Below are 15,259 nucleotides of genomic sequence, written 5' to 3' on the forward strand. Positions count from 1 at the left end.
GCACACCGTGCACGTCGTCGCCACCGCCGGACACGTCGACCACGGCAAGTCGGCGCTGGTACGCGCGCTGACCGGGATGGAGCCCGACCGGTGGGAGGAGGAGCGCCGCCGGGGCCTCACCCTCGACCTGGGCTTCGTCTGGACAGAGCTGCCCGGCGGGGGGACGACCGCCTTCGTCGACGTCCCCGGCCACGAGCGGCTGGTCGGCAACATGCTGGCCGGGGTCGGGCCCGTACCGGCCGTCCTGCTGGTGGTCGCCGCCGACCAGGGCTGGCAGCCGCAGTCCGAGGAGCATCTGGCCGTCCTGGACGCCCTGCGGGTGCGGCACGGGGTGCTCGCCGTCACCCGCAGCGATCTCGCCGACCCCGCCCCGGTGCGCGAGGACGCGCTCGCCCGGATCGCCGGCACCTCGCTGGGAAAGGTCGAGGCCGTCGCCGTCAGCTCCGTCACCGGAGCGGGCCTGGACGAGCTGCGCGCCGCCCTGGTCCGGCTGACCGGCGCGCTGCCCGCCCCGGACCGGGAGGCCGACGTACGGCTGTGGGTGGACCGGTCGTTCACCGTGCGAGGCCGCGGCACCGTGGTCACCGGCACGCTCGCCGCGGGCACCCTCCGCACCGGCGACCGCCTGGAGCTGGCCGCCGCCTCGGCCGCCGACGGCACGGCGGTACGGGTGCGCGGCCTGCAGTCGCTCAAGCGGGACCGCGCCGAGGCCGGCGCCGTCGCCCGGGTCGCGGTCAACGTCCACGGCGTCGCCGCCGACGCCGTCCGCCGGGGCGACGCCCTGCTCGCACCCGGCCGCTGGTCGGCCACCGCCCTGGCGGACGTACGGCTGCACGGCCCGGACGACCCGGCTGCCGCCGACCTGCCCCGGCACCTGGTGCTGCACGCGGGCTCGGCGGCCGTCCCCGTCACCGTGCGGCCGCTGGGCCCCGACACCGTCCGGCTGACCCTCGCCCGGCCGCTGCCGCTGCGGGTGGGCGACACCGCGCTGCTGCGCGACCCCGGGCGCCGCCGGATCCCCGCCGGACTCACCGTGCTCGACGTCCGCCCGCCCAAGCTGGCGCGGCGCGGCGCCGGACGGGCCCGGGCCCGGGAACTGGAGACGGTCACCGGGGCGCCGGACGGCGCGGCGGAGCTGCGCCGCCGCGGCCTGGTCCGGCGCGCCGAACTGCTCGCCATGGGGGTGCCGGCGGTGGCGGAACCCGTCGCCGGGGACTGGCTCGCCGACCCCGCCCACTGGGCGGACCTGCGGCGGCGCCTGGCCGGGGCGGTCGAGGAGCACGCGGCCCGGCACCCGATGGACCCAGGACTGCCCGTCGAGGCCGCCCGCCGCACCCTCGGCCTGCCCGACCGTGCCCTGGTCCGGGCCCTGGTGCGGACCGCCGGCGGCCCCGCGCTGGAGCAGCGCGACGGCCGGCTGTACGGCCGCGGCACCCGGCCCAGCCTGCCGCCGAAGGTACGGGCGGCGGTCGACGCGGTGCGCGGGGAGCTGGACCGGGCGCCCTTCCGCGCCCCCGAGGCCCACCGGCTGGCCGAACTCGGCCTGACCCCGGCGGCGGTGGCCGCCGCCGTCGCCGCCGGGACCCTGCTGCGGATCGGGGACGGGATCGTGCTGCTGCCCGGCGCCGACGAGCGGGCGGCGGCCGTACTGGCCCGGCTGGAGCAGCCGTTCACCACGAGCGAGGCGCGCCGCGCCCTGGACACCACGCGCCGGGTCGCGGTCCCCCTGCTGGAGCACCTGGACGCCCGCGGTCTGACGGTCCGGCTGGACGGCACCCGGCGCCGCTGCCGGTAGCCGCGCCCCGGTTGTCCGGCGGGGCCACCGGATCGGCCGGTCAGGCCAGCAGGCGGTCCAGGAAGGGATTGCCGAACACCCGGTGCGGGTCCAGCCGGTCCAGTGCGGCGACCGCGCCGTCCCAGCCGGGCAGTGAGGCGGGCACCGCCTCGCCGATGACCTCCGGGTCGTCCCAGGCCGCCCGGTCGGTGTAGGCCCAGCCCTTGGACCACTCGACGCGGGTCAGGGCCGTCGTGCCGTCGAAGGCGCGCAGCAGGAAGCGCTCCAGCTCGCGGTAGAAGGCCGGTGCGTCGGGGGTGCCGGGCAGGGTGAGCACGTCCAGCCAGACGGCGGTGTCCCACTCCGGCCGGTCGGGGACCGGCCGGAGTGCCGACAGCGCCGGGGCCACGGCGCCCGGGACGCCGGCCTCCTCGGGCCGGTCCAGGCCGGTGACGCGGATCTCCACCGAGCCGTTGACGGGGAAGCGTCCCCGCGCCGCGTACGCCGCCAGCCGCTCGCGGTAGAACGCGGTGAAGGCGGCGACCACCTCCTGCACCCGGGAGCGGGCGGTGACCACCGCGTATCCGTTGGCCGTGACCCGCAGGGTGGTCGGCCGGATGTAGAGCAGGGTGTTCTTCGAGGGGCCCCACAGGTCGGCGGCCGCGGTGGCCACCAGCCCGGTGGCGGAGGCGGCGGACTGGGCCTCGCCCAGCGCGGGGGCCAGGTACCAGGCGCCCTCCGAGACGATCTTCCCGGCCAGTTCGGCCACCGGCCGGGGCACGTTGTCGGAGAAGGGGTAGTTGTACGGCCGGGTCACCGGCCGCGAGGCGGGCGGGCGCTCGGGCGCCACGCTCCACACCTTCAGCCAGGGGTGCTCGCTGAAGGCGAACCAGATCGCCTCGGCCCGCCCGGTCTCCGCCACGAAGGAGCCGAAGGTGCGTCCGCCGCCGCCGGGCGGGGCGAAGAGCTCCTCCGCCGGGATGTCGGTGCGGCTGACGCACCGCAGGTTGTCGTTCTCACCGACCCGCAGCACCGCCTCCGTTATCAGGGCCCGGCCCAGATGGGCGAGCAGCACGGCGCAGTCGGGGTCGTCGCGCCGGTAGGTGCGGGCGGTGTACGCGCCGCTGCCGGGATCCCAGACGACGGCGGTCAGGGACACCACGCGGTTGCTGAGCGAACCGTAGGTCTGCCCGGACGGCCGGGACTCGCCGCGGCCCGGGACGGCGGTGCCGTGCGCGTCGATGGCGAGCACCCCGCCGAGCGAGAGGTCACCGGGGGCGGGGGCGGCGGTCAGCCCCAGCCCGTGCTCCTCCAGGGAGGTCAGCAGCTCCTCCATCGAGACCCCCGTACCGGCCCGCACCGAGGCCGGTCCGCCGGGCGGCGCGCTGATGTCGAGCCCGGTCAGATGGCGGGTGGTGTCCAGCAGCAGCACCGGGCGGCCCGACCCGGCGTCCCCGCCGGAGTCCGCCGCGAGGGTCAGCGGCGCCCAGCCGTGGGAGTGGCCCCGGGGCCGTACCCGCCAGCCGCTGCGGTACGCCCAGTTGACCGCGGCGACCACCTGCGCGGTGTCGCGCGGGGCACAGGCCCACAGGCCGGTGGCCGTGGTCTCCCCGGACCAGTTGCGGTAGGCGGAGCGGTACAGCTCGATGTCCGGCGGGAAGCCGGCCGGCGGATTCGCCGCGCCTCGTGCGGAGACCGGCGGGGCGGCTGCCGTCATACCGGCGACCGTCGCGCCGGCCGCCGTCAGCGCGGCGGTCGTGCGCAGGAGTTGACGTCTGGTCCACGATGCGTGCATAGGTCACTCATCCAGGTGAAGGCGTTGGTGTCCCCGGGAGCCTGCCCGGGGACGAGTGGGGTGGGCGGGCTCCAAGTACCCGGTCCCCGGCCGCCGATACCCGTCCTCCTCGCACCCGGTGACACCGTTTTCACACCTTGTGGTGGTGTGGCGGGACATGGCCGCCCACCGGTCCGCCCGGTTCCGGTGCCCGTGGCCGTGGCCGCACGGTGAACGCGTCGTGGACGCACCGGTGCCCGGCCGGCCACCCGAGGTGCCCGGCCGGCCACCCGAGGTGGCCGGCCGGGCACCGTATCCGACGCGCCGTCAGGTACCCGGCTTGCGCCCGTACACGTGCACGTCGTCGCCGTTCCTCAGCAGCTTCCAGTACGCCGCCGCGTCCGCCGGCCGCATGTTGACGCAGCCGTGCGAACCCGGCGGCGACCACACGCTGCCCTTGATGGAGTGGAACGCCTGCCCGCCGTCGAAGAACTGGCTGTAGGGCATGGCCACGTCGTAGAGCGTCGACCAGTGGTTCCTGTTGCGCCAGTAGACCTTCTTGGCGCCGGTGCGCGTCTCGTACCTGTCGCGCCCGGTGCGGACCGGGAAGGGGCCCTTGACGAGTTTCTTCCCGTCCTGGATCCAGCTCAGCTGGCGGGTGAGGTCCACGCAGGCGATGCGGCCCTTGTTCGTCGGGCACTTGCCGGCCTTGTTCGGGTTCTTCCCGGCGGCCTTCTGCTTGTTCATCAGGTTCATCACGCCCCAGGTGACGGGGCCGGCGTAGCCGATGTTCGGCCGAATGCCGTGCTTGGTCTGGAAGCTGCGTATCTTCTTGCAGTCCTCGGCCGACTGCCGTCCGTCCGTCTTGAGCCCCAGAAAGCCCTCCACCTTCTTCTGGTGGGAGCCGGTGCTCTTGGTGCAGGCGGGCGCCGCCTGCACCGGGGTCGCACCGGCCAGGACGGCCAGGGGGGCGGCCACCACCGCGGTGGTGAACAGCGCCACGAGTCTGCGCCGGTGTCTGCGGCCGGTGGCCGCGGATATGCCCATGTGCGGGTCTTCTCCCTCCCCGCGCACCGCGTCGTGGACGGCCCGGTGCCGGCCGCGTCCGGTGGTGCGCGCCGGGGAGACGGCGGGCGCGGAACGCCGGCACCGTCCTCCCGGGGGACTCAGACAGCGGAACGCGGCGTTCGGTTGCGCGGGAACGCACGGGAACGTCCGCCGCGCGGTGACGGGGGAGGGGGAGGGGGAGGGGGAAGGAGGGGAGCGGGTGGCGGAGGCGGACGGGAATCGAACCCGCCTGCCCGAGATCCTCGGGCACCTCGGTTTTGAAGACCGGGAGGGCCACCAGGCACCCATACGCCTCCACGCGGGCAGGCGCGTGCCCGCCGCAGGGATCATCCAAACCCCTCGGCTTCCGGGGAGTCAATCTCCGCCCCGGTGTTTCGGGTGGTGATCACGGGGCAGTCGGTGCCGCGGCATGCGGCGGGAGCCGCTGAGAGCGGTGAGAGGGGACACGATGTACACCCGGAGCGAGACGGCCGGCCCGGATGCCCCGGCACAGGAGGCGCCCGTACGGCTGACGCGGTACGCGCACGGGGGCGGCTGCGCCTGCAAGATCCCGCCCGGGGAGCTGGAGGAGGCCGTGGCCGGGCTGGTGGGGGCGGTGCCGGCCGCGCGGCCCGCCGGGGAACTGCTGGTCGGGCTGGACACCGGGGACGACGCGGCGGCCGTACGGCTGCCCGGCCCGGCGGGCGGGCCCGCCGTCATCGCCACCGCGGACTTCTTCACCCCCGTCGTGGACGACCCGTACCACTGGGGACGGATCGCCGCCGCCAACGCGCTCTCCGACGTCTACGCCATGGGCGGCCGTCCCCTGGTGGCGGTGAACCTGCTGGGCTGGCCCCGGGAGAAGCTGCCGTTCGAGCTGGCCAGGGAGGTGCTGCGCGGCGGACTGGAGGTCGCCGGGCAGGCGGGCTGCCATGTCGGCGGCGGGCACAGCGTCGACGACGTTGAGCCCAAGTACGGCATGGCCGTCACCGGGATCGCCGACCCCGAACGGCTGCTGCGCAACGACGCCGGCCGGCCCGGGCTGCCGCTGTCGCTGACCAAGCCGCTCGGCCTGGGCGTGCTCAACAACCGGCACAAGGCCACCGGTGAGTTCTTCGAACACGCGGTGGAGACCATGGCGGCGCTCAACCGGGACGCCTCCGAGGCGGCCCTGGCGGCGGGAGCGCGGTGCGCCACGGACGTCACCGGTTTCGGGCTGCTGGGTCATCTGCACAAACTGGCGCGCGCCTCCGGGGTGAGCGCCGTGCTGGATCCCGCCGCCGTCCCGTACCTGGACGGGGCCCGGGAGGCGGTGCGCGACGGCTACGTCAGTGGCGGCACCCGCCGCAACCTCGACTGGGTCGCCCCGCACACCGACTTCGGCGGCGCGGACGAGCACACCCGGCTGCTGCTGGCCGACGCCCAGACCTCCGGCGGGCTGCTGGTGGCCGGAGAGGTCCCGGGCGCGCCGGTGATCGGCGAGCTGGTGCCGGCGGGGGAGCACACCGTGGTGGTCCGCCGAGTCCTCCCGTCCGCCGGCCGGGACCGCGGGCGGCGCGGGGGCCGGTGGCCGGAGGGGAGGTGACGGACCGCCGGGGCGGCGGCCCGTCACCCCGGCGGCCCGTCAGATCTGCGTACCCGTCTCCTCCGTGATGCCCGCCCGCCGGCGGTACTCGCGCAGCATGTCGAGCAGGGCCGGACCGCGTGGGCGGCGCCCCGGACGGATGTCGCAGGTCAGCGCCTTGGTCTCCTGGATGTGGACATTGGGGTCCAGGGAGATGTGGAGGAGCTCGTTGGCGGCGTCACCGCGTGAGTAGCCGTTGGGCCCCCAGTGGTAGGGCAGACCGATCTGGTGCACGGCCCGGCCCTGCACCGTGAGCGGCACCATCCGGTCGGTCACCAGCACCCGGGCCTCGATCGCGGTCCGGGCGCTGACGATCGTCGCCCAGCCCAGGTGCTCCAGGCCCCGCTCGGCCGCCAGCCCGGGCGAGATCTCGCAGAAGAACTCCGGCTGGAGCTCCGAGAGGTACGGCTGCCACCGGGACATGCCGCCCGCGGTGTGGTGCTCGGTGAGCCGGTAGGTGGTCGCCACGTACGGGAACACCTCCGAGCCCGGCTCCGCGCCGCTGGGCTGGTAGCGGTTGGCCGGGTGGGGCTTGCCCACGATCCGCACGGGGTTGCGCTGCTGCCGGTAGAGCGGGTTGGTGAACGGCGACTCCTGGGGCTCGTAGTGCGCCGGCAGCGGCCCGTCCAGCAGACCGGCCGGCACGTACAGCCAGGCCTTTCCGTCGGCCTGCATGACGAAGGCGTCGGTGCCCGACAGCGCCTCGGGACCCTGGGCGTCCTCGGCCGGTACGTGGTCCGGGCGCCGCTCCTTGGGGAAGTCCGGGATGTCGTGTCCGGTCCACTCACCCTTCTCCTCGTCCCACCACACCAGTGCCTTGCGCTCGCTCCAGGGCCTGCCGTCGGGATCGGCCGACGCCCGGTTGTACAGGATCCGCCGGTTGGCGGGCCAGGCCCAGCCCCACTCGGGGGCGACCCAGTTCTGCTGCTTCCCCGGCTTGCGGCGCGCCGCCTGGTTGACGCCGTCGGCGTAGACGCCGCAGTAGATCCAGCAGCCGCACGCCGTGGAGCCGTCATCCTTCAGCTGGGTGTAGGCCGACAGCGGCCGCCCCTCGGCGTCGAAGCCGTTGATCTCGGCGAGGACGGCCTCGGCCTCCGGCTCGGCCCGCTCGCCGTGGACCGGGTAGTCCCAGGTGAGGTCCAGGACCGGGCGGTCCGTCTCGTCGGCGGAACCGGCCAGCTTCTCCCGGATGATCCGTCCGAGGTGGTACGTGAACCACAGGTCGCTGCGCGCGTCCCCGGACGACTCCACCGCCTTGTGGCGCCACTGGAGCATGCGCTGGGTGTTGGTGAAGCTGCCGTCCTTCTCGGTGTGCGAGGCGGCGGGCAGGAAGAACACCTCGGTGCCGATGTCCTCGGTGCGCAGCTCGCCCGTCTCGGTCTCGGGCCCGTCCTTCCACCAGGTGGCGCTCTCGATGAGGGAGAAGTCGCGCACCACCAGCCAGTCCAGGTTCGCCATGCCCAGGCGCTGCATCCTGGCGTTGGCCGAGCCCACCGCGGGGTTCTCGCCCATCAGGAAGTAGCCCTTGCAGACGCCCTCCAGCTGGTTGCGCACGGTGGTGTAGGTGTCGTGCGAGCCGGTCAGCCGTGGCAGGTAGTCGAAGCAGAAGTCATTGTCCTCCGTCGCGGCAGGCCCCCAGTACGCCTTGAGCAGGCTCACCAGATAGGCCCGCATGTCGCCCCAGTAACCCTTCTTGCCGGCCTCGGCGTCCACGAAGGTGTCGAGGTCGGGGCCGGTGTGGGCGTGCGGCATCGGGATGTAGCCGGGCAACAGGTTGAACAGCGTCGGAATGTCGGTCGAGCCCTGGATCGAGGCGTGCCCGCGCAGGGCGAGGATGCCGCCGCCCGGACGTCCGATGTTGCCCAGCAGGGTCTGCAGGATCGCCGCGGTCCGGATGTACTGCACGCCGACCGTGTGCTGGGTCCAGCCGACGGCGTAGGCGATCGCCGTGGTGCGGTCCCGGCCCGAGTTCTCGGTGACGAGCGCGCAGACCTCCTCGAAAAGGTCGCGCGGCACGCCGCAGACCTCCTCCACCAGCTCCGGCGTGTACCGGGCGAAGTGCCGTTTGAGCACCTGGAAGACGCACCGCGGGTCGCCGAGCGTCTCGTCCCGCCGCGGCCTGCCCTCGCCGATGCCGGCGCCTCCGGAGCCGTGGGACTCGCCGCGGGCCTCCTGGGTGAGTTCCTCGGAGTCCTCCTCGGAGCCCTCCCCGGCCCGGTCGGATTCGCCGTCGCTGCGCGGGTAGCCCTGCTCGCGGTGCCCGGAGGCCGCCTGCGCGTGCATCCCCTCGTACTGCCAGCTGCTCGCGTCGTAGGCGCGGTGCTCCTCGTCCAGGCCGGAGAAGACGCCGTCGAGGTCCTCGGTGTCCTGGAAGTCCTCCCGCAGGATCACCGGCGCGTTGGTGTACGCCACGAGGTAGTCGCGGAAGTACTTCTCCTCACTCAGGACGTGGTTGACGATCGCGCCGAGGAAGACGATGTCACTGCCCGCGCGCAGCGGCACGTGCACATCGGCCAGCGCGCTGGTGCGGGTGAACCGCGGATCGACGTGGATCACCTTCGCGCCGCGGGCCTTGGCCTCCATCACCCACTGGAATCCCACCGGGTGGCACTCGGCCATGTTCGAACCCTGGATGACGATGCAGTCCGAGTTCTGCAGGTCCTGCTGGAAGGTGGTCGCGCCGCCGCGGCCGAACGAGGTCCCCAGACCGGGGACCGTGGAGGAGTGTCAAATACGGGCCTGGTTCTCGATCTGCACCGCGCCCAGCGCCGTGAACAGCTTCTTGATCAGGTAGTTCTCCTCGTTGTCGAGTGTGGCGCCGCCCAGGCTCGCGATGCCCATGGTGCGCCGCACCCGCCTCCCCTCGTGCTCCTCCTGCCAGCCGGACCGGCGGGCCTCGATCACCCGGTCGGCGATCATGTCCATCGCCGTGTCCAGGTCCAGGGGTTCCCACTCGGTGCCGTACGGCCGCCGGTAGAGCACCTGGTCGGCCCGGGCGGAGCCGGTGGTGAGCTGGAGGGACGCCGCGCCCTTGGGGCACAGCCGGCCACGGGAGACGGGGGAGTCCGGGTCGCCCTCGATCTGGGTGACCTTCCCGTCCTCCACGTAGACGTTCTGGCCGCAGCCGACCGCGCAGTACGGGCAGACGGACTTCACCACCTTGTCCGCGGTGCGGACCCGGGGGGTGAGCCGCGCGGTGTGCCCGCTTTGGGCGGCGGCGCCGCGGCCCAGCGGATCGTCGCCGGTGAGCTGCCGGTAGACCGGCCAGGACTCGATCCAGGTTCGGATGCCCACGATCGCCTTCCCTCGCTGTTCCCGCTGTCGTCCCTACGCTTCGTCCTGTGCCGTGCCGCGCCGGGCCGCCCGGCGCATCTGCCCGTCCGAGCGGGCCCGCTGCCGCAGCCAGCGGTGGACCGTCTCCCGGGCGTTTGGGGCGGCGGACCGGGCGTGCGACATCTCCTGCGTGCTGTCGCGCGACACGCCGGGCCTGCGCGCCTGGGAGACGGTCACGGAGTCGCCGCCGTCGGCCGGCAGACCGGTCGCGATCAGGTACGCCTGCCCCGGGGACACGCCCAGCCGCTCGGCGGCGGCGCCGTAGTCCAGGCCGGACTCCAGCAGCCGCAGCACCTGCTCACGTGTGGGCACCGCACCAGCCTCCCTCGTCACCGGTCCCCCGGAGTACCCCGGTCTCCCCTGGTCAAACGCCCGCCTCCGCGCTTCCTCCGCCCCCGCCCGGCGACTCCTCGCGCCGCTCCCGCTCCTGCTCCCGCTCCTGCTCCCGCTCCTGCTCCCGTTTCCGCAACCGTTCCCGCTGCGGGACGACCGTGTACTTCGGGTCCTCGGCGGAGGCCACCCCCGCGTGGAAGAACCCGAACCGCAGGGCCGCCGAACCGGCCAGCAGGGCCGCGCCGGAGAGCGCCGCGGCCGTCCTGTTGCGGCGCCCGGCCAGCAGGCCCGCGGCGGCACCGGCCGCGGTGAGCACCTTGGAGGCGCGCATCAGCAGACCGGCCCGCCCCTGCCGCAGCGGCTCCGCGGCCAGGCCCATACGGCGCTCCATCACCTCGGTGGCGCCCAGCTCCAGCGCCGCTCCGAGGGCGGCGGCGCGCCGCGCCGGGCCGGCCTGCGCCACGGGAGCGGCGAGCATGCCCAGTCCGCCGGCCGCCGCGGTCGCCGAGCCGGCGAAGGCGAACGGCAGCTGCCGGTAGCCCTCGTGCCAGGTGGGCACGGCCGTGTCGGAGATCAGCACGGCCGTGTAGGAGGCCACGGCCGGTCCGAGCAGGGCCGCGCCCGCGGTGGCCGCGGCGCCGGTGCGCCGGAACACCCCGGCGACCTCGGTCGTGGCGGCGATCCCGGCCAGCGGGCCGTAGACGGCCAGCAGCCAGGAGCCCATGCTCATGGGGGAGGTGGGCCTGGCGACCCGCAGCATGTGGTGGAAACGCGCCGGGCGTCCCAGGTCGTGGACCAGCGCCACGGCGGACGCGGAGACGGCCCCCAGTGCCCCGATCTTCGCGGACCGGGCCAGGGCGGGCCGTCCGGTGGCCTGTGCTCCGGCGGCCAGCAGTGAGGATCCGCCGGCCACACCGCCGAGGAAGAGGTAGCCCGCGATGTCGAGGGCCTTCCAGGTGGGCCGGTTGAGGACCGGCATGCCGTAGTACGAGGTGAACTCCGCCTCCGGTACGACGGGCTGCTCCCCGCGGCGGCGCCTGCGGCGGTGCCTGCCGCCGCCCTGCCCGGTGGCGGCCCGGCGGCCGGGCGGCGCCTGGCCCGTGCCGCCCGGTTCGGTGCGGTCGCGGTCGTGATCGCGGTCGTGGTCGCTCACCGGCGCCTCCCCAGGAAGCAGGCAGCCACCCCGGCGGCCATCGCACCGGCGGCCGCGGCCGCGTGCCGCCACATCGAGGGCAGGTCCCGGGTGGGGACGACCGGGTCGGGTGGCAGCCCGTAGGTCTCGGGCTCGTCGAGCAGGAGGAAGAAGGCGCCGTCGCCGCCGACACCGTCGTCGGGGTCCGCGCCGTACAGCCGGGCGTCGGGCACTCCGGCGGCGTGCATTTGCGCCACCCGGGACGCGGCCCGCTCGCGCAGCTCGTCCACGGGGCCGAACTGGATGGAGTCGGTGGGGCACGCCTTGGCGCAGGCCGGTTCCATGCCCTCGCCCAGCCGGTCGTAGCACAGGGTGCACTTCCAGGCCCGGCCGTCCTCCTTCCGCTGGTCGATCACCCCGTAGGGGCAGGCGGGGACGCAGTAGCCGCAGCCGTTGCAGATGTCCTCCTGGACGACGACGGTGCCGAACTCGGTGCGGAACAGCGAGCCCGTGGGGCACACGTCCAGGCAGCCGGCGTGGGTGCAGTGCTTGCACACGTCCGAGGCCATCAGCCAGCGCAGCTCGGTGCGTCCGTCGGGCGCGAGGGGGGAGACCTCTCCGGTGGGGGCGCCCGGCGGAGTGTTCCCGGCGGTGTCCGGCGCGGGAGCGGTGGCGCCCGGTCCGGGGGAGGGGGCGGAGGTCTCCCCCAGTCGTCCGGCGGCGGCGAAGACGTCGACGCCCTCCGCCCCGCCGGGTCCGTCCTTTCCGCCGTCATGGCCGCCGTGCGCTCCGTGGCCGGTGCCCGGCTGCTGGCCTCCCAGCGGCTTGCGCTGCTCGATGAAGGCGACGTGCCGCCAGGTGGAGGCGCTCAGTCCCTGGGTGTTGTCGTAGGACATGCCCGTCAGTTCCAGGCCGTCCTCGGGGATGGCGTTCCACTCCTTGCAGGCCACCTCGCAGGCCTTGCAGCCGATGCAGACCGAGGTGTCGGTGAAGAAGCCCATGCGCGGTGGGTGGTCGCGGTGGCCCGCGGCACCGGCGGGGCCGTCGGCGGCCGGCTGCTCGCCGTGGAGCAGACCAGACGTCGACGGCGCCGACGGTGGTCCGGTGTCCCGGCCGTGGGCTGGGGCGTCGGTCATGGGGGCGGTGTCTCCCTTCCGTGGCCGCTCGGCGGTCGTGCTGCCCAGGGGTTCCCTGCACCCGGCGGGCCGAAACGGGTCGGGGAAAACCGGAGGGGGACGACCCGGCCGTCCATCCCGGGGAGGAGGGGACACACCGTCCGCCCCGACCAGGGGAGTAGAGGTGAATGGCCCCCGGCGCGGATGCCGGGGGGCCGGAGGAGGTGATGGGGTGGGACCGTGCACAGCCGTACTCCTTCCCGGAGCCCGGCGGGCGAGGGCCCGCCGGGCGGTCATCCGCTGAGCCCGGAACTGGCCTCCGCGCTGTCGAGCGCGCGCCGCCGCGCCGGGCGGGGCGGCGACCGGTACGTGGACACCGCCCATCTGCTGCACGGTCTGCTGGAGTCCGATCCGGCCGTGCGGGGCTCTCTCGGCGGTCCGGCACGGCTGACGAGGGTCCTCGGCTACCTGGCGCAGCGCAGCATCGGCTACGGGATGCGCTGGCAGCGGGCGGTGGAGGGAGCCGGTCCCCGTCCCGCCCGGCACGGCGCGGCCGACGGGGCGGGGACGGCTCCGGACGGCCGCGGCCGTGGGCCGTCCGGCTGGTCCCCGGCGGCGGTGACGGCGCTGGAGGACGCGCTGGAGCGGGCACGGGCGCGGGGCGGCGACCGGGCGGAGGGCGTGGACCTGCTGGACGCGCTGGTCGCCGACCCGTGCTGCCGGGCGGTGGAGGTGCTGCGCCGTGCGGGTGTGCCGCCCGTGGCACCCCCGGCGCCGTCCGCCGCCGAGCCCGTTGTCAGGAGTGTAGTTGCTGACACTCCTGTCGGCCTGTCATGATGGGCCGGTGTCCGACTCGAAGCCGCAGACCGCCCACGGCCCTTCCGTCCGGAGCGCCGGGCTCACCCTCGCGCTGCTCTCCGCCGTCGCCTTCGGTGGCTCCGGACCGGCGGCGAAGCCACTGATCAACGCGGGCCTCGAACCGCTGCACGTCACCTGGCTCAGAGTCGCCGGCGCCGCCGTGCTGCTCCTGCCGCTCGCCTGGCGCCACCGCGCCCTGCCGCTGCGGCACCCGGTGCTGCTGGCCGGTTTCGGACTACTGGCCGTCGCGGGCGTGCAGGCCTGCTACTTCGCGGCGATCTCCCGCATCCCGGTCGGGGTGGCGCTGCTGGTCGAGTACCTGGCGCCCGCGCTCGTGCTCGGCTGGGTGCGCTTCGTCCGGCGGCGGCCGGTGTCCCGGGCCGCGGGGATCGGGGTGGTGCTCGCCGTCGGCGGACTGGCCTGTGTGGTGGAGATCTGGGCCGGGCTCGGCTTCGACCCGCTCGGCCTGCTGCTCGCGCTGGGTGCGGCCTGCTGCCAGGTCGGCTACTTCGTCCTGTCGGACCACGGCACCGACGGCGGCGCGGCCCCCGATCCGCTGGGCGTCGTCGCGTACGGACTGCTGATCGGCGCGCTCGTGCTGACGGTCGTGGCCCGGCCGTGGGAGATGGCCTGGCCGGTGCTCGGGGGGCGGGCCCAGCTCGCCGGCCTGCAGGTGCCCGCCGTCGCGCTGCTGGTCTGGATCGTGCTGGTGGCGACCGTGGTCGCGTATCTGACCGGGGTGATCTCGGTGCGCAGACTCTCGCCGCAGGTGGCGGGGGTGGTGGCCTGTCTGGAGGCGGTGGTGGCCACCGTGCTGGCCTGGGTGCTGCTCGGCGAGCGGCTGTCGGCGGTACAGCTGCTGGGCGGTGCCGTGGTGCTCGCCGGGGCGTACGTCGCGCAGCGCGCCACGCCGGCGGCGGCCCCCGCCGTGCCGGTGACGGAACCGGTAGGCGGTGACGGCACGCCGGGGCGGGAGGGTGTGGGAGACGGCACAGGAGGCGGGGCGGGAGGAGCGGTTGTCCGCGCGGACTCCGCCTCGTAAGGTGCGAACGTGCATTTGACCGTGTTGCCGCCTCCCGCCTGACAGGGCGGGCCGCCGCAGAGGATCCGCGCCGGGGCGTCGTCGCGCCGCCGGCCGGACCGCCGCTGCCCGCGTACGGGACCACAGACCACCTCCCGAGGTACGCGGAGTACTCACACGTGTCGAATTCCGTCTCCCCTGCCCCCGCCGTCGGCGCCGCTGCCGGAACCAGTGGCTCCGCTTCTGTCGCCGGGCCCGCCGGCGCCCTGCCGGTGCGGCGCGGCCTGCTGTACCTGGCCGTCGCCGGCATCGCCTGGGGCACCGCCGGTGCCGCGGCCGCCCTGCTGTACCGCGCCAGTGACCTGGGCCCCGTCGCCCTGTCGTTCTGGCGCTACGTCGGGGGGATCGCCCTGCTGCTGGCGTTCCTCCCGCTGCGCGCGGCCCGGCGCGGCCGCACCGTCCCCGTCCCCGCCCTCCGGGAGCCGCGCCGCCGCCGGGTGGCGCGGACCGTGGCCACCGGGCTGGGGCTCACCTTGTTCCAGACCGCCTACTTCGCGGCGGTGCAGACCACCGGACTGGCGGTCGGCACGGTCGTCACCCTCGGCGCCGGGCCCGTGCTGATCGCGCTCGGCGCCCGGCTGACGATGGGTGAGCGGCTGGGCCGGGGCGGCCTCGCGGCCGTCCTCGGGGCGCTGGCCGGTCTGGTGGTGCTGTGCCTGGGTGGCGGCGGGGCCACGGTGCGGCCGCTGGGCGTGGGCCTGGCGCTGCTGTCCGCCTCCGGGTACGCCGCCATCACCCTGCTGACCCGGTGGATGGGCCGGGACGGTGGTGGAGGCGACCCGTACACCACGACCACCTGGGCGTTCGGCATCGGCGCGGTGTGCCTGCTGCCGCTGGCCCTGGCCGAGGGGCTGCTGCCGCGGGCCGCCGTCGACCCGCTGTGGGTGCTGACCCTGCTGGCGTACACGGCGGCGGTGCCCACCGCCCTGGCGTATGCGCTGTACTTCGCCGGCGCGGCGGTCGTCCGGGCCGCCACCGCCTCGGTGATCATGCTCATCGAGCCGGTGAGCGCGGCCGTGATCGCCGTCGTGCTGCTGGGCGAACGGCTCACCACGGCGATGCTGCTGGGCACTGCGCTGCTGCTGGCCGCCGTGACGGGGCTGGCGGTGGCCGAGGCCCGCTCGTCCGCCGGCGAGCGGCGGACGTCCCGGGCGGTGGCCGGGGCCTGAGGGGCCCGGTGCGGCGGGC

Annotated in this window: 11 protein-coding genes and 1 tRNA gene; 5 read left to right on the forward strand and 7 right to left on the reverse strand. The window is 75.1% G+C overall.

The genetic code is table 11. From position 1 onward, the window contains the following. Window positions 1-7 precede the first annotated feature (7 nt). Window positions 8-1,795, forward strand: coding sequence for a selenocysteine-specific translation elongation factor (gene selB, locus CUT44_RS09015; protein WP_100201645.1), 1,788 nt, complete (start codon window positions 8-10; stop codon window positions 1,793-1,795). A gap of 40 nt (window positions 1,796-1,835) precedes the next feature. Here selB and CUT44_RS09020 read toward each other — a convergent pair whose 3' ends face one another. The 3 genes from CUT44_RS09020 to CUT44_RS09030 form a co-directional block, all read right to left on the reverse strand. Next, the gene (locus CUT44_RS09020; protein ID WP_100201646.1) at window positions 1,836-3,569 is read right to left on the reverse strand and encodes a cholesterol oxidase substrate-binding domain-containing protein; all 1,734 of its coding nucleotides are present in this window, start codon (window positions 3,567-3,569) and stop codon (window positions 1,836-1,838) included. Window positions 3,570-3,875: 306 nt separating this feature from the next. Beyond that, the gene (locus tag CUT44_RS09025; protein ID WP_100201647.1) at window positions 3,876-4,595 is read right to left on the reverse strand and encodes a L,D-transpeptidase family protein; all 720 of its coding nucleotides are present in this window, start codon (window positions 4,593-4,595) and stop codon (window positions 3,876-3,878) included. Window positions 4,596-4,816: 221 nt separating this feature from the next. Continuing rightward, a tRNA-Sec gene (locus tag CUT44_RS09030) sits at window positions 4,817-4,912 on the reverse strand. 152 nt (window positions 4,913-5,064) lie between these two features. On the opposite strand from CUT44_RS09030, the gene selD reads away from it, so the two are divergent. After that, window positions 5,065-6,180 carry a selenide, water dikinase SelD gene (gene selD / locus CUT44_RS09035; protein WP_100201648.1) on the forward strand — a complete coding sequence of 372 codons (1,116 nt, stop codon included), beginning with the start codon at window positions 5,065-5,067 and terminating at the stop codon, window positions 6,178-6,180. 39 nt (window positions 6,181-6,219) lie between these two features. Here the strand turns inward: selD and fdh are convergent, their stop codons facing one another. Genes fdh through CUT44_RS09060 form a run of 4 tightly spaced genes read right to left on the reverse strand, consistent with a single transcriptional unit; the run spans window position 6,220 to window position 12,153 of the window. Further along, entirely contained in the window at window positions 6,220-9,513 is a 3,294-nt protein-coding gene (gene fdh / locus CUT44_RS09040) for a formate dehydrogenase (protein WP_199185664.1), read from the reverse strand. Between the two features lie 33 nt (window positions 9,514-9,546). Then, window positions 9,547-9,864 carry a hypothetical protein gene (locus tag CUT44_RS09050; protein ID WP_100201651.1) on the reverse strand — a complete coding sequence of 106 codons (318 nt, stop codon included), beginning with the start codon at window positions 9,862-9,864 and terminating at the stop codon, window positions 9,547-9,549. A 52-nt stretch (window positions 9,865-9,916) separates the two neighbouring features. Continuing rightward, window positions 9,917-11,038 (reverse strand): NrfD/PsrC family molybdoenzyme membrane anchor subunit, encoded by a 1,122-nt coding sequence (gene nrfD, locus CUT44_RS09055; protein ID WP_233221329.1) that lies wholly within the window; start codon window positions 11,036-11,038, stop codon window positions 9,917-9,919. Beyond that, the gene (locus tag CUT44_RS09060; protein WP_100201652.1) at window positions 11,035-12,153 is read right to left on the reverse strand and encodes a 4Fe-4S dicluster domain-containing protein; all 1,119 of its coding nucleotides are present in this window, start codon (window positions 12,151-12,153) and stop codon (window positions 11,035-11,037) included. The genes nrfD and CUT44_RS09060 overlap by 4 nt, the downstream gene beginning before the upstream one ends. A gap of 219 nt (window positions 12,154-12,372) precedes the next feature. Here CUT44_RS09060 and CUT44_RS09065 point away from each other — a divergent pair, with 219 nt between their 5' ends. The 3 genes from CUT44_RS09065 to CUT44_RS09075 all read left to right on the forward strand — a co-directional run bounded on the left by CUT44_RS09065 (window position 12,373) and on the right by CUT44_RS09075 (window position 15,240). Next, window positions 12,373-12,969 carry a Clp protease N-terminal domain-containing protein gene (locus CUT44_RS09065; RefSeq protein ID WP_199185665.1) on the forward strand — a complete coding sequence of 199 codons (597 nt, stop codon included), beginning with the start codon at window positions 12,373-12,375 and terminating at the stop codon, window positions 12,967-12,969. 7 nt (window positions 12,970-12,976) lie between these two features. Further along, a complete protein-coding gene (locus CUT44_RS09070) occupies window positions 12,977-14,032 on the forward strand; it encodes an EamA family transporter (protein WP_100201653.1) in 1,056 nt (351 codons plus the stop codon). Between the two features lie 245 nt (window positions 14,033-14,277). Continuing rightward, complete coding sequence (locus CUT44_RS09075) at window positions 14,278-15,240, forward strand: DMT family transporter (protein WP_233221331.1); 963 nt, start codon at window positions 14,278-14,280, stop codon at window positions 15,238-15,240. The last annotated feature ends 19 nt before the right edge of the window (window positions 15,241-15,259 follow it).

Origin of the sequence: Streptomyces carminius, assembly GCF_002794255.1 — a bacterium.
GTDB lineage: Bacteria > Actinomycetota > Actinomycetes > Streptomycetales > Streptomycetaceae > Streptomyces > Streptomyces carminius.